The following is a 19,569-nucleotide window of genomic DNA, read 5'->3' as shown; positions in this document are numbered from 1 at the left end:
TAATTATACTTTAGCTTTAATTTGAGACTCTGCTTGGAGTTTATTTTGATAGTATTTATAAGTTTCTAATTGTGCTCTAAAAATAGGATTGTGATTGCGATAGCGGTATTTATTATCTAATTTATACGAGTGAAAACGAGCTTTTACATTGCCTTTCCACCCAATATCAAAATTATCAATTAGTTCGTTTTTTATACCTTGATCATAAATTGGGCAGGTTACTTCGACCCGACCATCTAGATTTCTGGTCATGAAATCCGCAGATGAAATGTAAACTTCTGTTTGCCCTGCATTACCAAAAATATAAATTCTAGAATGTTCCAAATAATTATCAACAATACTTATGGCCTCAATGTTATCGCTCATTCCAGGAATACCAGGTATTAAGGAGCAAATTCCTCTCACCTCAAGTTGAATCTTAACTCCTGCTCTACTGGCTTCGTATAGCTTATCTATCATTTCGAAATCAGACAAACTATTCATTTTTAGTTTAATATGTGTTTTTCTTCCGGCTAATGCATGGGTAATTTCTCTGTCTATTAATTTCACAAATCGTGTTCTAGTGTAATGTGGCGAAACGATCAGATGTTTGTAGCGATGTACCCTATAATTGATATCAAAAAACTCAAATATCCTCATGATATCTTTCAGAATTTGTTGGTGACTAGTGAAAAGGGTAACATCCGTATACACTTTGGCTGTTGATTCATTGAAATTTCCTGTAGAAATAAAACCATAGCGCTTTATTTTGTCATTTTCATATCTTTCAATAACGCAAATTTTGCTGTGTACTTTAAGCCCTTTTATTCCAAAAATAAGTTCAATACCTTCTAACTGCATTTGCTCTGCATAGGAAATATTAGAGGTCTCGTCAAAGCGAGCTTGTAGTTCAATTTGAACGGTAACTTTCTTACCGTTTTTGGCAGCATTAATAAGGGAACTAATGATTTGAGAATTTTTGGCCAATCGATACAGTGTGATTTTTATGGTAACCACTTTAGGATCTAACGCAGCTTCTCGCAAAAACTTGGTCAGATAAGAAAAGGATTGATATGGAGCATTCAATAAATAATCTTTTTCACTTATTTTTTCCAGCATACTCCCTTCCAAACTTAATCCTGGTATAGGTAATGGATCGTTCGTTTGATATAATAAATCATACCTCCCTAGATTTGGAAAATTCATGTAATCCCTTCTGTTGTGGTATCTTCCTCCTGGAATAATACTATCTGTAGAGACAATTTTCATTTTATCTAGAAAAAACTGCAGTGTATCCTCTTCGATGAGTTGGTCATAAATAAAACGCACCGGTTCTCCTATTCTTCTGTCTTTTACACTCAATGCTATTTTTTCAATCATACTTTTGCTCAAATCACTATCGATATCCAATTGCGCATCTCTAGTAATTTTTATCATGTGAGCAGAAACACTTTTGTAATCAAAAATATTGAAAATATTACTCAAATTATGTCTGATTACGTCATCCAAAAGTATGATATACTGTTTTTCATTATTGGATGGTAATACAACAAAACGATTAATTGTTTTAGGAATTTCGATTACTGCATAACGAACTTCCGAATTTTTATTCATAACTAATTTAATAGCTAAATACCCTGAAGTGTCTTTTAATACAGGGAATTCTGCCAAATCATTTAAGATAATGGTAACTAGCTCAGGACTCACTTTTTGAATAAAAAAATCTTTTAGAAAAATTTCCTGTTCAATGGTAATATCTGATTCCGTAATAATAAATATGTTTTTAGTCTCCAGTTCGCTTTCGATAATGTTTAGAATTCGTAAACTTTCAGATTGTTGTTGAATAACAATTTCAGTAATATCCTTAACTAACTGCTGTGCCGAAATCCCTCCTAAGTATTTTTCTCCAGATATGCCCGTTAAACTTAATCGTCTAATAGCCGCAAAACGAACTCTAAAAAACTCATCTAAATTATTTGAAAAAATTCCCAAAAAACGCAACCGATCTAATAAAGGAACTGAATTATCGCCTGCTTCTTGTAATACACGTGCGTTGAAAGCCAACCAACTTTTTTCTCTATCAATATATTTATATTCTAATACTTTATTCATCTTAAATTTTTGGGAAATATTATTTTTTCAATTTTACCTTTCTTTATTTTTTTCCAGTCCTCTGTTTCAAATTTTAAATGAACAAAACCTGAAGTTGGAACATTTTCGATATAAACATCCCCAAATTTATTAACAAAATCTGTAATTGCTCCATTATGTCCAAAAAGAATGACACTTTCATAAGAATTACTATAGGATTTGATCACTTTCTCTAAATCATTTTCATCAAATGTATAAAGATCATCTTTGTAAATGATACTTTCGATAGGATAGGCTAAATTTTGAGCAAAAATTAACGCTGTGTTTGTTGCTCTTTTTGCAGTACTACTAAAAATTACATACGCTTTCGGAATTGAATCTTTAGCTTCGGACGATACTAGATGAGCATCTTTTACACCCTTACAAGTCAAACCGCGATCTTTATCATGTATGGGAACTTCCCAACTTGATTTTGCATGGCGAACCAAAAATAAGTTTTTCATGAGTGGAAAATAATTTTGTTATCAACTAGTAAAATTTATCAAATACAATTTACAAAACTAAAATTTATTATCCTTGTTTTTAACTTTTTATTCTGTAATAAAGTATAAATATTGTTTATTAAAAACTTACTTAATATAAATATTACTAGTGTAATCTTCTTATAAATTAATGTTAAAAACACTAATTTATTCTAGCAAGCATGTCTCTGTAATAGCGATTTTTATATTTTTTTTATATTTTTTTAAGATTGAATTAACATAAAAATGTACTTAAACGACTTTTTGTGTTGTTTATAGAAAAAAAAGTTAACTCTAACTTTTTACATTTAATTTGGCTCCTTGAACGTCGCCCTGTTTAAAAGAAAATAACTCAAATCTAAACTATCAACCTACATGATAAAAAAATACTTTACCTCAAAAAATTTCTACTCCGAATTTTGTAATTTATTTGAAAATTCATTCACTCAAATTTTCAAAAAATTAGCTTTGTTGTATTTCACTTTATTTAAAGAATTAGCATTTAAAAAAATATACATTTATTAATCAGATAGTTAATAAAAGATCAGGAAAAATCATATACAATAGATTTTATGAAAACAAAATTACTCCAACTTAAAAAAATCATTCTAATTTCCATTATTTTACTATTCGCTAATATAATTAATGGTTATAGTCAAGAAAGCGGAACGGATGGAAATTATTGCCCAGGTCCAGGCTCAGTAGGTGATGAATATGCCACTGGAATATTCTTTAAACAAATAGTAAATAGTGGCGCAAGTACAACATGCGATATTAACACAATATTTGCCAAAGTAAACACAAACACAGCTGTACTAAAAATTGGAATGAAAATTGGTAATTCTGGGTCAGCTTTATTTAGAGTTTATTTAGATACCGATAATGATCCTACAACAGGATTGACTTCTGATCAGTTTGGAGGTTTCTTAGCCGTAGCTGGAGCAGAATATATTATAGAACTAAATGCTAAAAATAATTCTACATATACACTCTTCACTGGAAATGGATCAACATTAACCGCTATATCTAATAATGGTTTAAGCGCTACTAATGGTAATTTCAATGGCTGCAATTCATCAGATGGAACATTTTTAGAATTTAATATCCCCTTTGCAAGCATAGGAGTTGATATCTGTGATTTAAATAATCCTGGTTTAATTAAAGTCACTAAATTGGCTTCAGTAAGTGGTGGATCTTCTACATCAAATAGATGTAACGACATTCCATTAACTTTTGGAATCCCTTTAAAAGGATCTGTTACTCCAGCATTAACTACTATATGTTCAGGAAACAATAGCACTCTTTTAACGGCTAATGGTATTACAGCTGGATCTACTATTGTAAAGTGGCAATCATCAGTTAGTCCATTTACTACTTGGACAGATATAAATACTACCGCTACTACTTACACTCCTATAAACTTAACGAAAACAACTAAATTCAGAGCAGTATTTACTAATTTAGGTATTTGTAGTGGAGTTAATATTGCTACAAGTGAAGCATTAATTACAGTCACAGAAACTCCAATCCCAACTGCTACAAATCAAAATTTCTGTTCAGGGGACACAAAAAAAGTTAGTGATTTAGTTGCAAATGGCACATCTATAAAATGGTATTCTGCAGCAAATGGAGGTGCTTTATACGCAAACACAGATTTATTGGTTTCTGGAACTTATTATGCAAGCCAAACCACTAATGGATGCGAAAGTGCAAGAATCGCCGTAATAGTGACAATAAATCAAACGCCAACTGCTCCAATAATTAATAATCAAACAGTATGTTCTGATGGAACAACAACTCAAACTTTAACAGCTGCAACAACTGATGGGGGTATAGCTTGGTATGACGCAGCCACTGGTGGAAATATAGTAACTTTACCTACTCAAATAGGTGTAGGTTCAAAAACTTATTATGCACAAGCAAATAATGGTTCATGCTCTAGTATAACAAGAACACCTGTTAAATTAACTATAAATCCATTACCAGGAATCCCTACAGCTTTAGATGTAGAGTACTGTGAAGGTGATTTGGCTCAGGCTCTAACTGGAACTCCTAACGACTCTGCTAATTCTTTACTTTACTTTAGTTCAGTGGACGCATTAGGTCAAGCAACCTTAATACCTAACACCAGTACTCCTGGAATATTTACTTATTACGTCGCTGAGGAAAGGAATTCTTGTATCGGTCCTAAAAAACAAATTACAGTAACCGTTTATGCAAAACCAACAGTTACTGCACTGGTAACTAACGTTTCTTGTAATGGTGCTGCTGATGGAACTATCTCAATTTCGGGTGTAAGTGCAGGTGCAACTACAACTATCAAATTAAATAATACAGGTGCTGACTTAAGTGCTCAAACTAAATTTGGTCCCGGAACTTATACTATTACTGCTACAAACGGTTCTTGTACTACTTCAAAAACAGTAACGATCACTGAACCTATTCCGGTAACTGTTACTGTTACTGAAACTAATGTTTCTTGTAACGGTGCTGCTGATGGAACTATCTCAATTTCGGGTGTAAGTGCAGGTGCAACTACAACTATCAAATTAAATAATATAGGTGCTGACTTAAGTGCTCAAACTAAATTTGGTCCCGGAACTTATACTATTACTGCTACAAACGGTTCTTGTACTACTTCAAAAACAGTAACAATAACAGAACCTATTCCGGTAACTGTTACTGTTACTGAAACTAATGTTTCTTGTAACGGTGCTGCTGATGGAACTATCTCAATTTCGGGTGTAAGTGCAGGTGCAACTACAACTATCAAATTAAATAATACAGGTGCTGACTTAAGTGCTCAAACTAAATTTGGTCCCGGAACTTATACTATTACTGCTACAAACGGTTCTTGTACTACTTCAAAAACAGTAACAATAACAGAACCTATTCCGGTAACTGTAACTGTTACTGAAACTAATGTTTCTTGTAACGGTGCTGCTGATGGAACTATCTCAATTTCGGGTGTAAGTGCAGGTGCAACTACAACTATCAAATTAAATAATACAGGTGCTGACTTAAGTGCTCAAACTAAATTTGGTCCCGGAACTTATACTATTACTGCTACAAACGGTTCTTGTACTACTTCAAAAACAGTAACGATCACTGAACCTGCAATAGCAGTGACGGTGAGTGGAATCGCTACTAATGTGTCTTGCTTTGGTGAAGCAAATGGTTCTATCGCTGTCACAAATAGCGTTGGTTCTACTGTAATAATCACCAATTCTTCTAACAATGTAGTTTCTAATGTAAACTTACCTGCTGGAACATATACAATTACTGCTACTGCTCCTAACGGAAACACTACTGGTTCTTGTTCGGCTACAGCTCAAGTTGTAATAACTCAACCCAGCAATGAATTAGCTGCTATAGCAATTGTTACTAACAACAATAATTGTGTGGGATGTAGCAATGGTACCATAACTCAGACTGTTTCTGGGGGAACATCTCCATATACATATTTATGGACTAATGGAGCTACATCAAAAGATCTTACTGGTTTAGCAAAGGGCATTTATAGTGTTCAAATTAAAGATAATAATGGTTGTATTGCAAATTATTCTTATGCAATAACAGAGTCGGGTATTGCTCTTGTCAAAACAGCTGCTGTAGGTGGAACGGGTAAAGTGGGTGATGTAATTACCTATACTTTTGCAGTAACCAATACGGGAAATACAACACTGACTAATGTAGTAGTGACSGATCCAATGGTAGGTTTAACCATTACTGGAAACCCAATTGCAACCCTGGCAGTAGGCGCTTCTAATGCAACTATCAAAGGAACTTACACCATTACKCAAACGGATATCGATGCTGGTAAAGTGGTCAACACGGCTTTAGCTACAGCTCAAGATCCTAAAGGAAATGATGTAACGGATAKCTCTGGTACTACCGTGACTAACGATACTCCTACTGATACGCCGCTAAACCAAACGCCAAGTATTGCTCTTGTCAAAACAGGAGTGTTCGCTGATACTAATAATGACGGTTTCGCACAAGTTGGTGAAAAAATCAACTATAGCTTCACTGTGACAAACACAGGAAATGTAACGGTAACAAATATTAATATTACCGATCCAATGCCAGGGTTAACCATCACAAATAGTCCAATTGCTTCTCTTATTGCTGGAGCGACTGCAACTTTAAACGGAACTTATACTTTAACTCAAGCGGATATCGATGCCGGTAAAGTTGTAAACACAGCTTTGGCTACAGCCAAAGATCCTAAAGGAAATGATGTAACGGATATCTCTGGTACGGCTGTTAATAACAATACGCCTACTACTACTCCATTAGTGCAAAATGCAAAATTAGAAGTTGTTAAAACTGCTTCGACTGATAGTTATAGTTTAGTTGGAGATGTAATTAATTATACTATCGAGGTTAAAAACACTGGTACAGTCACATTATATCAAGTACTAGTAACTGATCCATTAACTGGATTGAGTACAACTATAGCAAGCTTAGCACCTGGCGGTTCTCAACTGTTTAACGAGACCTACACTATCACTAATATTGATTTAGTAAACAATAGTGTTATTAACACTGCTACTGCGAATGGACTGACTCCAGATAACACTAGTATCAGTGCTTCAGATTCTGTAGTTGTTGAAAAAGCTATAGTATTAGGTTGTGGAACAATTCTAGTTCACAACGCCTTTTCTCCAAATGGAGACGGTATAAACGAGGTGTTTGTTATTGATAATATTGATGATACTGATTGCTACCCGGAAAACACTGTTGAAATATATAACCGTTGGGGTGTATTAGTTTTTGAAACTAAAAACTACAATAATCAATCTAATAATTTTGAAGGTATCTCTCGTGGAAGAACAACTGTTAATCAGTCTTCAGGTTTACCTACCGGAACTTACTTTTATATTCTAAATTACAGTACTATTGATGGAAATGGTAAAGTGGAAATCAAAAAATTAGACGGGTATTTATACCTTACTAAGTAATTTTGACTTAATTTTAAAACCTGAGGATTTTTAAATTTCCTCAGGTTAAAAAAATGAATTAGCCCTATTCTTTAATATAAATAATATTGAAATTATTCTTAACTATCCTTCTGGACATAAATAAAGAATTTGTTCAATGACATTAAAAAAAATCTACTATGAGAACAAAAATATTTTTAATCTTGTTAATGTCTACAGCATTTACTGGTTTTGCACAGCAAGATGCACAATATACTCAATACATGTACAATACTATTAATATCAATCCCGCATATGCAGGATCTCGAGGTGCAATGAGTATTTTTGCCATGCATCGTACACAATGGGTAGGATTAGATGGAGCTCCAGTAACAAATGCAGCTTCTATAAATACCCCATTAAATAATAACAACCTAGGACTAGGAATTTCATTTATTAATGATAGGATTGGGCCTACTAATGAAAATACTATTTCTGCTGATTTTTCGTATACAATTCCGATGTCGGAATCTTTAAAGCTTTCTTTTGGTATTAAAGGTACAGCTAATTTATTCAATTTGGATGTCTCAAAATTGAATCCAGTTGATTTAGATCCATCAATTCAAAACGTAGAGAATAAATTTTCACCTAATATTGGAGCAGGTTTATATCTTCATTCTGACAAAGCATACGTAGGTTTTTCCATTCCTAATTTTATTGAATCAAACCGCTATGATGCTAATGAAATTGCCATTTTTAAAGAAAAAATTAATTATTATTTAATAGGAGGTTATGTTTTTGATATAAACAGCACTCTGAAATTTAAGCCTGCAGTACTATCGAAAATGGTCATTGGTGCCCCATTACAAGTCGATCTTTCTGGTAATTTTATGTTTAATGATAAATTTGTCGTTGGTGTTGCCTACAGATGGAGTGCTGCACTAAGCGCTATGGTTGGATTTCAAGTTTCTGATGGTATGTACATAGGATATGGATATGACAGAGAAACAACACGCTTAAGCAACTACAATTCTGGATCACACGAAATATTCTTACGTTATGAGATATTTAAAAATAATGGTAAAATAATAACTCCACGATTCTTCTAGAAATTAAATAGCATGAAAAAAAATACATTCTTTTGCATTATACTAATTAGTCTAATTTATTTTAAAGGAAATGCTCAAGATTCCAAATTATTTATAAATGAAAAAACAAGTGACAAATATGTCTACGTGGATGTAATCAAAACCTATGAAAGGATTGCTGAAAAAGGATATAAATCAGCTGATCTATTTAAAAAAATTGGAGATTCTTATTACTTAAATGCAGATTTTGGTAACGCTGCTAAATGGTACTGTAAATTATTTGCCATGGATATTAATTTAGAACCTGAATATTATCACCAATATTCTAAATCTTTATTATTTATTGGTCAAAATGATATTGCTAATGAAATATTAGAAAAATTAAAACAAAAATCACGGCTATTACACGAGAAAAAAAATCAGAAATAAAGACAAAATCACAACGCCAAAATTCTTTTAAAAACAATTATTATGAAAAATAATATACTCCTCTATATAACCTTATTAACCGCTTTTTCATTTAATGCACACTGCCAACAAGGAAAGGTTACGGCTGCTGATAAAAAGTACGACAACTATGCCTACATAGATGCTATAAAAACTTACGAAAAAGTGGCCGAAAAAGGATATAAATCAGCTGAGATGTTTAAAAAATTAGGCAATTCCTATTATTACAATGCCGATTTAGAAGAAGCTGCAAGATGGTATGGAGAGTTATTTTCGATGGACACAACTGATTTAGAACCAGAGTATTACTTTCGATACGCACAGTCCTTAAGATCTATTGGTCAAAATGATAAAGCAAATGAATTAGTACAACTATTTAATCAAAAATCGGGAAACGATAGCCGCGGAAGGCTTTTCATGAAAAACATGAATTATCTTGACGCGATAAAAGCCAACTCTGGAAGATATAAAATTGAGGATGCGGGAATAAACTCAATCTATTCAGATTATGGAACTGCACTTTATGCAAATGAAATCGTGTTTGCATCCGCTAGGGACACTGGAAGTTTAGGACAAAGAAAACACAAATGGACAAATCAATATTTCACTAATTTATACTCCGCAAATTTAGGGGAAAATATGACCCCGGGACAACCACAGAAGCTTGACAAAAAGATAAATTCTAAATTTCACGAGTCTACCCCTGTTTTTACAAAAGACGGAAAAACAATGTACTTTACCCGAAACAATTATCTTGATGGAAAAAAAGGTAAAGATGCTAATAAAATTACTTTATTAAAAATATACAAAGCCACTTTAGAAAATGACTCTTGGTCAAATATAATTGAACTTCCTTTTAATAGTGACAATTACAGTGTTGCACATCCTATGCTAAGTCCTGATGGAAAGACACTATATTTTGCATCAGATATGCCGGGAACAATTGGTCAATCTGATTTGTTCAAAGTACAAATAAACGATAATGACACCTACAGTAATCCAGAAAACTTAGGTAAAATGATCAATACGGAAGGAAGAGAAACTTTTCCATTTGTAAATGATGAAAACGAAATCTACTTTGCGTCAGACGGTCATCCCGGTATGGGAGGCTTAGATGTTTTTGTTTCAAATATAAATGCTGACGGAACTTTTAGCAATATACAGAATCTGGGTGCAGATATCAATTCGCCCAAAGATGATTTTGCTTATCTTATCGATACAAAATCAAGAAAGGGTTTTTTTACATCCAATAGAGATGGTGGATTGGGCTATGATGACATTTATAAATTTTTAGAGTTAAGAAAAATCAAATGTCAGCAAATTTTATTCGGTGAGATTACCGATCTTGTAACAGCAGAATTACTACCTGATACTAAAATAACACTATTTGATAATCAATTTAATGCTATTAGCACAACTGTATCTAATGATAAAGCGGCTTATTCTTTTATGGTTGAATGTGGAAAAACTTACTACGTAAGGGCTCAAAAACCGGAGTATACCACAAAAGAACTAAAGACTACAATAGCTGAAGAAAATGGAAAAACATACTTACCAATAGCATTAGAAAATGCAAAATGTAAAGTAACTATTGGTGATGATTTGGGTAAATGTTTCAATATTAAAATGATTTATTTTGATTTAGATAAATCAAATATTCGTCAAGAAGCAGCATTTGACTTAGAAAAAATATTAGATGTTTTAAACCAAAATCCAACAATGAAACTTGATATTCGTTCCCATACCGATAGTAGACAAACTTTCAAATATAATGAAGCTTTATCTGATAGAAGAGCTAAATCTACTATTAACTGGCTCATCAAAAATGGCGTAAGTGCTGACCGATTAACTGGTAAAGGATATGGTGAAACTCAATTAGTAAACAAATGTGCAGATGATGTAGAGTGTACTGAGGAAGAACACCAACTAAATAGAAGAAGTGAATTTATCATTACTGCTCTTTAATCAATCACAATTGAAATTCAATAGGCTGTCTAATTTAGGCAGCCTATTTTTTTTGCATTAATCGAACTTAAATAGAATAAACATTTACCATTAATAGATACAGTATCCAGCATATTGATCATCAAAATACATTACATAAGAGGTAAAAACAAAAAAGCCTAATGAGAAAAAGATTCATTAGACTCTTTAAACCTGGAAACTCTGTTAATATTTTTAGAATATCAAAACAATATGAATTCTATAATCAAATATTTAAAAAAGATAAAACTGTTATGGATTTGATTAATAAAAAAATAGTAAAAACTAGTATTTAAGTTGTTCTTCACCAAGAATTATAAAATCATTTGAAACGAATATTAAACGCAACAACAGTTGTTTTATTAAACCAAAATAGAAATTAAACGACATTAACGCATCTGATTTTATACTGCATTTTCTTATAGGCTCTTTTATCAGCTTTTAGAAAATATAAATGGCTGTCTCTTGGGGGGAAGACAGCCACTTAAATATAAAAAACTCAACTTAAATTTTCGCAAAGATGTTTGTGTAATATTTTCTACCATTTAAAGGATTTTCTTTTATTGCAATTCCAAAATGGGTAAAGTTACCTTCTATATTTTCTTTATGACCAGGACTTGCTAACCACGCATTCAAAACTGCCTGTGGTGTATTAAAGTTGTATGCTATATTTTCACTTACAGATTTGGCTCCTAAAGTCTTCATAATGTTTTCTGAACGCGCAGCAAAATCATTATGATTAACTACATTGTTTGCGATCATGTAATTATCATGCTCTTCTGATTTGTATGACATGTGGTTGATTTTTTCCAAGCGATTCAAACCTTTGCTAACTCTGTGAGCATTTATCAAATCCATAGTCTCTAACTCAATAGAATTGTATGAGTAGGCAACTACTTTTTGAACGGTTGCGTCAGCGGTTTCAATTTCAGAACTGTCTGAGGAACAGGAATTCATAGTGCATATCACAGCAGCGAGCAATAATGCACGAAGTAATTTTATTTTCATAATTTAGGTAGGTTAGGTTTAAAGTAGATTGTGGGGCAAACAACTTTAATATATAATACTATGTTTTTTATTTCTTATTCAAACATACATCTTTTACCGTTTAAGTACCTAAAAAAATCGATGAACTACATCATAAAAATAATTAAATGTGTATAATTCTTACATTAAGGAGAAAGACGGTCTATTTTCCAAGAATAATCTTGTTGGCTAGAATACCGAATTCTATCATGTAATCTATTAGGTCTTCCTTGCCAAAATTCTACCTCTAAAGGAGTTACAAGAAATCCGCCCCAATGTTTTGGCCTTGGAATTACAATGCTATCAAAATCTTTTTCTAACTGCTTCAAGTTTTGCTCTAAATAGTCTCTAGAAGGAACCACTTCACTTTGATTGGACACAATTGCTCCTAATTTACTTCCATCGGGTCTGGATTCAAAATAACTATCAGAAGTTATTTCCGAAGTTCTTTTTGCAATTCCCTTGATGATTACTTGTCGTTCCATAGTATGCCAAAAAAAAGACAAGCAAACATTTGGATTTGCTGTAATAGCCTTACCCTTTTCTGAATTGTAATTGGTGTAAAAAATAAAACCTTCTTCAGTAAACTTTTTTAACAAAACAACTCTAGACTTCGGAAAACCATCTAAGCCTATTGTAGCAACTGTCATCGCATTAACTTCGCTGTCACCTCCAAATTCCTCTACTTCATGAAACCATCGGTTAAACAAGTTAATTGGGTCTTCTGGGATATTAGATTCCAATAACTCACTCTTCTCGTATGATTTTCTGTAATTACTTAAATCATTCATAATTTTTATTTTAAAATGTTATTGCTGAACCATTCGATTTAAAATTATCGAAAAATCCAGCAGTTATTTGATACTTAAAATTGTTTTTTTTAACTTTAAAACTCAAAGGTTTTTCCGTCATCAGCCAAGAGCACTTTAGGAAAAATAGTTTCGGCTTCTTCCTTAAACAATTCGATACTTTCATATCGTGTGGAATAATGACCTAAAATCAATTGTTTAGCATTAGCTTTCAAAGCAATTGTTGCCGCTTCTTTTGCAGTAGAATGTAATGTTTTTTTTGCCAGATTTTCCTCAGATTGCAGGAAAGTAGATTCGTGGTACAACACATCTATATTTTCTATAATTGGAAGCATCGCTTCATTGTAAACCGTATCAGAGCAAAATGCGTAATTCATTGCTGGAATTGGATCAAATGTTAATTTACCATTTTCTATAACTCTTCCGTCTTCCAGCGTTATGTCCTTTCCGTTTTTTATTTTTTGGTAATAACAAGTCTCTATCTCATAATTTTGGACGGCATCCAAATTCAATTTTCGGTCTCCAATTTTTTCTTGGAACAAAAAACCATTCGTATACACACGATGTTTCAAAGGAATGGTTTTTACCAAAACCTTTTCGTCTTCAAAAATAATTTCACTTTCTAGAGATTCCAATTCGTGGAAAAACAAACCATAATTTGTCCAAGAATTAGACAATCGCAATTGCAATTTAATAATTTCCTTAATTCCTTTTGGTCCATAAATATGTAGATCAGTCGTTCTGTTCAACAAAGTAAATGTAGAAACCAAACCAACCAATCCAAAAAAATGATCCCCATGTAAATGAGAAATGAAGATATGATTAATTTTAGAAAACCGGATCTTATTCTTGCGCAATTGCACTTGCGTTCCTTCTCCGCAATCGATTAAAAAAAGTCTGTTTTTTATTTCTAAAATCTGGGAGGTGGGATTGGTAAAAGTTCGTGGTGTAGCTGCATAGCAACCAAGTATTGTTAGTTTCAATTTTTAAATTTCATGTTAGAAGTTACGATAGAATTAGAAATGGAACATTCATAATTCGCTTTATAAAAATTAATTACAAAATACTATCCTTGTTTTCCCTGATATTTTTTAATTTGTAACCCTTGAGAAATTGCCAATAATAAGTTAGCACCTACTCCCAAATAGCTGTATGTATCGTCATCAGTAAAAACTTTATAGAGATTGAGACCCATTAAAATTATAAAACATGCGAATAGAATAATGCTTAAAATATGTGCGTCCTTTTTGTTTTTGTAAAAATCCATAAGATATTTGTTAAAACCCTAAATCTCTTTCAATCTCTTCCATTTCTATAATATCATGCGCCTCTAATAAGGAAGGCACCACGGTTAATTTAGCAGGAACGGCATTATAATCAAAATCAGAAGTAATGATAACAAAAGATTTTTTTGCTTTTTTATGTTGTTTCGATAAAGGCATAAATTGCTTAATATCATTCGTAGATAAATCTTTATGTAACAAAAGATCGATCATTATGTTGTGTTTTTCGAACGTTTTATACTGGTGCGTAACCTTCATAAGAAAAGACATAAAATCCCCTTGTGTATCTCTAATCGTTACGGTATGTCCTTTTTGATCTACTTTCATTTTTATTATATTTATGAAACTACCCAGCGGTATTTTCGATTACAAGTAGCTAATTTACAAAGTTTCACCTAAAACTACTGAATTTTTGATGCCAAAAGATAAATTACAGCCATTCTAATTGCAACACCATTTTCTACTTGGTTTAAAATCACTGATTGGCTTGAGTCAGCAACTTCGCTAGTAATTTCCACACCACGATTGATAGGCCCTGGATGCATGATGACAATTTCTTTATCTAAAGAATCTAAAAGTGTTTTATCCACTCCATATTGTTGTGCATATTCTCTTGTTGAGGGAAAAAAATTCACGTCCATCCGTTCATTCTGTACACGCAACATATTTGCCACATCACACCATTCAAGTGCTTTTCTAAGATTCGGTTCTACCGTAACTCCTAGCGATTCAATATACCTAGGAATAAGTGTTTTAGGCCCACAAACTTTCACTTCGGCCCCTTGCATTTGCAAGGCATATATATTAGATAATGCAACTCTAGAATGCAAAACATCACCAACAATAACCACTTTTTTCCCAGCGACCTCTCCTAATTTTTCTCTAATCGAATAACTGTCTAATAAAGCTTGCGTAGGATGTTCATGCGCACCGTCTCCAGCATTAACGATACTTGCTTTTACATTTTTGGATAAAAAATAAGCAGCTCCCGGATTTGCATGACGCATTACCACCATATCAACTTTCATCGAAAGTATATTATTCACCGTATCAATTAGTGTTTCTCCTTTTTTGACAGAGGATTGTGCAGCTGAAAAACTAATAACATCAGCTGATAACCGTTTTTGCGCAAGTTCAAAAGAAAGTTTTGTTCTCGTACTATTTTCGAAAAAAATGTTGGCAATGGTAATGTCTCTTAAAGAAGGTACTTTTTTTATGGGGCGATTAATGACTTCTTTAAAATGATCGGCTGTTTCAAAAATTAGGTCAATATCATTCTTATTGATGTATTTTATGCCTAACAAATGATTTACGCTTAATTCTTTCATTGCTGTTTACGATTATTAGTTTTTTAATAGTTAGCGTTTAAAAACGATCTAACTTGTAATTAGATAGACACCATCTTCCCCTTCATTTTCTTTCCAGCTCACTTTGACTTTTTCGTTATTGATTGCATCAACCTGTCTTCCTCTATAATCTGGCTGAATAGGCAAATTGCGACTGAAACGTCTGTCGATTAATACCAATAGTTCAATTTCTGAAGGCCTACCAAAAGATTGAATAGCGGTCAAAGCAGATCTGATACTTCGTCCAGTGAACAAAACGTCGTCTATAAAAATGACTTTTTTATTTTCAACAATAAAATTAATTTTAGTTTTATTGGCCTCCAATGGTTTGTCGGTTCTTCGGAAATCATCTCTAAAAAAGGTAATATCCAAGTAACCTAATTGAATTTCAGGAGTTTGGTATTCATTTTCCAGAATTTCTTTCAAGCGCTCCGCTAAAAAAACACCTCGTGGTTGAATTCCAACTAAAATTGTATCAGAAAAATCTAAGTGTTTTTCAATTAATTGACAGGCCAAACGATGTAATATGATAGTTACTTCTTTTGCAGTAAGTAATACTTTTTGACTCATAGTAGATTATATTGTTTGGTTTGACAAAGATACGAATTCCGATTTAGGATTTTATAATTTAAAACAGAGAAAATAAACATCCCCGCTTGCTTATGAATTATAATCCAAATTGCTTTTTTATAAAAACATCCTAAAGCATTTTTATAATGGGATTTCGGACACCAATTATAAGTGAAATTGAATAAAATCTATTAAAAGTCTAACAGATAAGCTATAAGAATAAAACAATGGTGCATTTTTTTTACCATATAAGTCATTTAAGTTTCATTTTTTAGGCTTATATACCTTAAACAACAATAAGGTCATTTAAGGCTTAATGCTTATATGACTCCTATGTTAAATATTATTTCAGTCATTTTTATAATACGACATTAAATAGGTCCAACTACTTAGATTAGCTAATGTAGCTGTAATATGATAAATTCCTTTAAACAAATTTGATACTAGAGCATTTCAGCGGCAATTGAGATGATTGATTTTGTTCGACTGCTTTTTATAAAATAACGCTACTTTTTATTCTGCTTTGTTGTGTAAAATAAAGAATAGTGCTGTTTAACGATCCCTATTTTTGTTTTACTTTTATACTTAAACATTAATTTAAATTACCATTTCACACACTTTTTTATATGAATTATATAATAACGTCTCTAAATTATATAACAAACTGCTTAGTTGAAAGCAATAATTTTACATTTTTAACCTAAACTAATTAATCATGCAAAAAAAATTAACGCGATTATTGATACTTTTTATAGTATTGATATCATTTTCAAGCTGTTCAATAATAGAAGGAATATTCAAAGCTGGAGTAGGTGTTGGCATATTTATAGTTGTTGCAGTACTGGCCATACTAATTTTTATAATCAGCAAAATTTTCGGAAGAAAATAAGTCACTGCACTTTCGAATGGTCATTTGATCCCAATAAAAAAGAGCCCATTGCTGTGCTCTTTTTTATGGTTTCAATATTTTGGCTATTTAATTTACTAAAAACAAAGCATTACTAAATAATAAATTGCCATTTTCCCAGAAACCTCTAAATAATGGATTGTCGACCATATAGATTACAGATCCGTCACCTTTACTTTCTACAGCAAAACTTACCGTATTATTCAATTTCTTTTTGATTTCATTCCCAATAAAACCATAGCTTTTATAATCTTTGGGCACATAAACGACATTAGTCGCTTTCTTTAACAAAGAATAATGTCTATCGTCCGTTTTTAGACTGAAATATTTATCCCCTAAACCAAAAGACATTGGATGTGTTTTATTAAGCATGTTCTCGATAATAGCGCCAGGAATTGATTTAGAAATATACCTACGCTCCGAATCTTGAAAATCTAAAAAACGTTCTTTTAACGCTTCCTCTTCAGCCTCTTTCTCTGAACTCAATTTGTCTTCCTCGGATGCAAATGGACTTAATGCATAGCCTTCTTTTCCCTCAAATAATGTCAACGCACTATTCATTGCAATCACTTTTCCTCCGTTTTTAATCCATTCTCCAATTTTCTTTTGTTGGTCTTCGGAAAATTCATAATACCCATCTGCTAAGATTAACGTGTTATAATTAAACAAGTTTAATCTATTGAAATTATTTACTTCAATCACACTTACTGGATAACCAATTGTTTCTTCCATATAATACCAGGCAGCACCAAACTCAGTGGAACCAACACCTTTTCCAGATAATAAAACCACTTTTGGCGCTTTTAATAAATTAAAATTTTCGCCTCCTACATCTTTTGAATTCGAGGAAAAACCCGTAGCAATATAATTGTAATCGGTTTTTATTTTTACTATTCCTGAAATTGTTTTTTCAAAATCAACTATTTTAGGATTATCTGCTTTGGTGACTAACAAACCACCCGGCTCCACAATTACTTCTCCAAAAACAGCTTTCTTCATTGCTGATCGCACTTTGATATTATTTTGGTGCAACAAAGATAATACCTGAGCTGAAATTCTATTATTCCAAGGAATATGAAACGCATACACGTTTTGCGGAATGACTTTTTCCTGCATTTCAATTGCCATTTTTGTTTTAACAGCTACACTATTTTTCAATGCATACCCTTCTACTCCATAAGCCAGAGGCAATGCCCATGAAGTAATATCATACGATAAACTGTCATTCAATTTTTGGTTTGGTTCAAAAAGTACTTGCGCAAAAACAGCTTTCGGCTGGTCTACTTTCACAATTAAATCATTTGGTTCAATCGTAAAACCTTTTTCTGTTTTTGTAGTATAATTAAATCCTGATGCTTTTTGAGTGCCATCAGCATAACTAAATTCTACATTATTTTTTTTCAACAAATCCGCCATTTGAACCAACTTCGGATTGTTTTTCATCACATACATTTTATAATTTCCCTTGACTGTTTTTCGAGAATTATTCATAAAACCTCTAAAACCTTTTAGCAAAACATCTGCTTGTGCTGCCGCTGATTCTACAACCGTAAGAACCGCCGTTGCATGATGGGTTAATCGGTCTTTTATTGTCAATGTGATTCCGTTACTCATTGTGACTGCTCTCCCAGCTCCTATTCCGCCCTGTTCCATAGTCATGCCTACTGCTCCATTGTAAGTAGGATAGGTATCTCCATAACTTGGATAAAACAAATCAAAACGCTCCCCTGTATTGTACATCCAGTTTTGAGCATCAAATTTTTTAGATATATTTTTACCTAACGTATAATGAAAATCTTTTTGATACTTTTCAATATATTCGTGCAATGGTTCCGCTGACGGTGGGAAAAAATAGGGAGAATTATAGCCCATTTCATGTACATCCGTGTGTACTTGAGGCATCCACTGGTTGTACAATGCAATACGCTGTTGGGTTTCCGGTTGGGTTTGCCATGCCCAATCCCTGTTTAAATCAAAGATATAATGGTTGTACCTTCCTCCTGGCCAAACTTCCATGTGCTCTCTGTCTGACAAATCGGGATGCGTTTTTTTACTTGAAATTTCTCTTAACCAATTCCCATATCTGGAATATCCATCAGGATTAATGCATGGATCCAAGATTACAATGGTGTTTTCTAACCACTTTTTAGTTTCAGAGTTGGAGGGATTTACCAGCTCATAGGCCACAGTCATGGCACTTTCAGTTCCTGCAAATTCATTTCCATGAACATTAAAACTCAACCATACAATTAATTTATCACCAATCATTTGGCTTTTGTTATTGGACAAACCAATAGCGGCTAAATTATTATTTCGAATTTGTTCTAAGTTAGCCAAATTCTCAGGACTAGAAATAAAATATACATTTAAATCCCTTTGTTCAGGAGTTACTCCATATTTTTGATGTTTTATTAAAGGAGATTTTTCAGTAAGCTGCCTAAAATAATTTTCAGCTTGATGGTAATACGTTATTTGCTTTCCGTAATTGGGCAAAAATTCTGAAGGACTTTGCACTTGAGAGTGAACACTGAGCACCAGAGTTAGCATTAGGTAAAAAGAAAAAACAGTCTTTTTCATATTATTTCGGGTTAGTTATG

General features: G+C 32.6%; 13 protein-coding genes. 4 read left to right on the top strand and 9 right to left on the bottom strand.

Annotated elements, in window-relative coordinates:
• Positions 1-3: 3 nt before the first annotated feature.
• Together ppk1 and E0F91_RS05935 are read right to left on the bottom strand one after the other, a co-directional pair.
• A complete protein-coding gene (ppk1, locus tag E0F91_RS05940; protein ID WP_132065406.1) occupies positions 4-2,091 on the bottom strand; it encodes a polyphosphate kinase 1 in 2,088 nt (695 codons plus the stop codon).
• The gene (locus E0F91_RS05935; RefSeq protein WP_132065405.1) at positions 2,088-2,573 is read right to left on the bottom strand and encodes a SixA phosphatase family protein; all 486 of its coding nucleotides are present in this window, start codon (positions 2,571-2,573) and stop codon (positions 2,088-2,090) included. Before E0F91_RS05935 ends, ppk1 begins: the two co-directional genes overlap by 4 nt.
• Before the next feature lie 590 nt (positions 2,574-3,163).
• Here E0F91_RS05935 and E0F91_RS05930 point away from each other — a divergent pair.
• The 4 genes from E0F91_RS05930 (at position 3,164) to E0F91_RS05915 (ending at position 11,013) form a co-directional block, all read left to right on the top strand.
• Positions 3,164-7,555 (top strand): DUF7507 domain-containing protein, encoded by a 4,392-nt coding sequence (locus E0F91_RS05930; RefSeq protein ID WP_132065404.1) that lies wholly within the window; start codon positions 3,164-3,166, stop codon positions 7,553-7,555.
• A gap of 158 nt (positions 7,556-7,713) precedes the next feature.
• On the top strand, positions 7,714-8,622 hold the full coding sequence (locus tag E0F91_RS05925) for a PorP/SprF family type IX secretion system membrane protein (protein ID WP_132065403.1): 909 nt from the start codon (positions 7,714-7,716) through the stop codon (positions 8,620-8,622).
• Positions 8,623-8,634: 12 nt separating this feature from the next.
• A complete protein-coding gene (locus E0F91_RS05920; RefSeq protein ID WP_243698846.1) occupies positions 8,635-9,030 on the top strand; it encodes a flagellar motor protein MotB in 396 nt (131 codons plus the stop codon).
• 42 nt (positions 9,031-9,072) lie between these two features.
• A complete protein-coding gene (locus E0F91_RS05915; protein ID WP_132065402.1) occupies positions 9,073-11,013 on the top strand; it encodes an OmpA family protein in 1,941 nt (646 codons plus the stop codon).
• A gap of 522 nt (positions 11,014-11,535) precedes the next feature.
• Here E0F91_RS05915 and E0F91_RS05910 read toward each other — a convergent pair.
• The 7 genes from E0F91_RS05910 to E0F91_RS05880 all read right to left on the bottom strand — a co-directional run bounded on the left by E0F91_RS05910 (position 11,536) and on the right by E0F91_RS05880 (position 19,549).
• A complete protein-coding gene (locus E0F91_RS05910) occupies positions 11,536-12,039 on the bottom strand; it encodes a CAP domain-containing protein (RefSeq protein ID WP_132065401.1) in 504 nt (167 codons plus the stop codon).
• Positions 12,040-12,203: 164 nt separating this feature from the next.
• Positions 12,204-12,848, bottom strand: coding sequence for a pyridoxamine 5'-phosphate oxidase (gene pdxH / locus E0F91_RS05905; RefSeq protein WP_132065400.1), 645 nt, complete (start codon positions 12,846-12,848; stop codon positions 12,204-12,206).
• Positions 12,849-12,943: 95 nt separating this feature from the next.
• Complete coding sequence (locus E0F91_RS05900; RefSeq protein WP_132065399.1) at positions 12,944-13,849, bottom strand: ribonuclease Z; 906 nt, start codon at positions 13,847-13,849, stop codon at positions 12,944-12,946.
• Positions 13,850-14,143: 294 nt separating this feature from the next.
• Positions 14,144-14,476, bottom strand: coding sequence for a ribonuclease Z (locus tag E0F91_RS05895; protein ID WP_066076426.1), 333 nt, complete (start codon positions 14,474-14,476; stop codon positions 14,144-14,146).
• Positions 14,477-14,550: 74 nt separating this feature from the next.
• A complete protein-coding gene (locus tag E0F91_RS05890; protein WP_132065398.1) occupies positions 14,551-15,477 on the bottom strand; it encodes an aspartate carbamoyltransferase catalytic subunit in 927 nt (308 codons plus the stop codon).
• A 48-nt stretch (positions 15,478-15,525) separates the two neighbouring features.
• The gene (gene pyrR, locus E0F91_RS05885; protein WP_066076432.1) at positions 15,526-16,065 is read right to left on the bottom strand and encodes a bifunctional pyr operon transcriptional regulator/uracil phosphoribosyltransferase PyrR; all 540 of its coding nucleotides are present in this window, start codon (positions 16,063-16,065) and stop codon (positions 15,526-15,528) included.
• Positions 16,066-17,041: 976 nt separating this feature from the next.
• Positions 17,042-19,549, bottom strand: coding sequence for a M14 family metallopeptidase (locus E0F91_RS05880; protein ID WP_132065397.1), 2,508 nt, complete (start codon positions 19,547-19,549; stop codon positions 17,042-17,044).
• Positions 19,550-19,569: the final 20 nt, after the last annotated feature.

Origin of the sequence: Flavobacterium sandaracinum (assembly GCF_004349135.1) — a bacterium.
Taxonomy (GTDB): domain Bacteria; phylum Bacteroidota; class Bacteroidia; order Flavobacteriales; family Flavobacteriaceae; genus Flavobacterium; species Flavobacterium sandaracinum.
The sequence above is the reverse complement of the archived record's forward strand: the minus strand, read 5'-3'. Positions and strand labels throughout refer to the sequence as shown.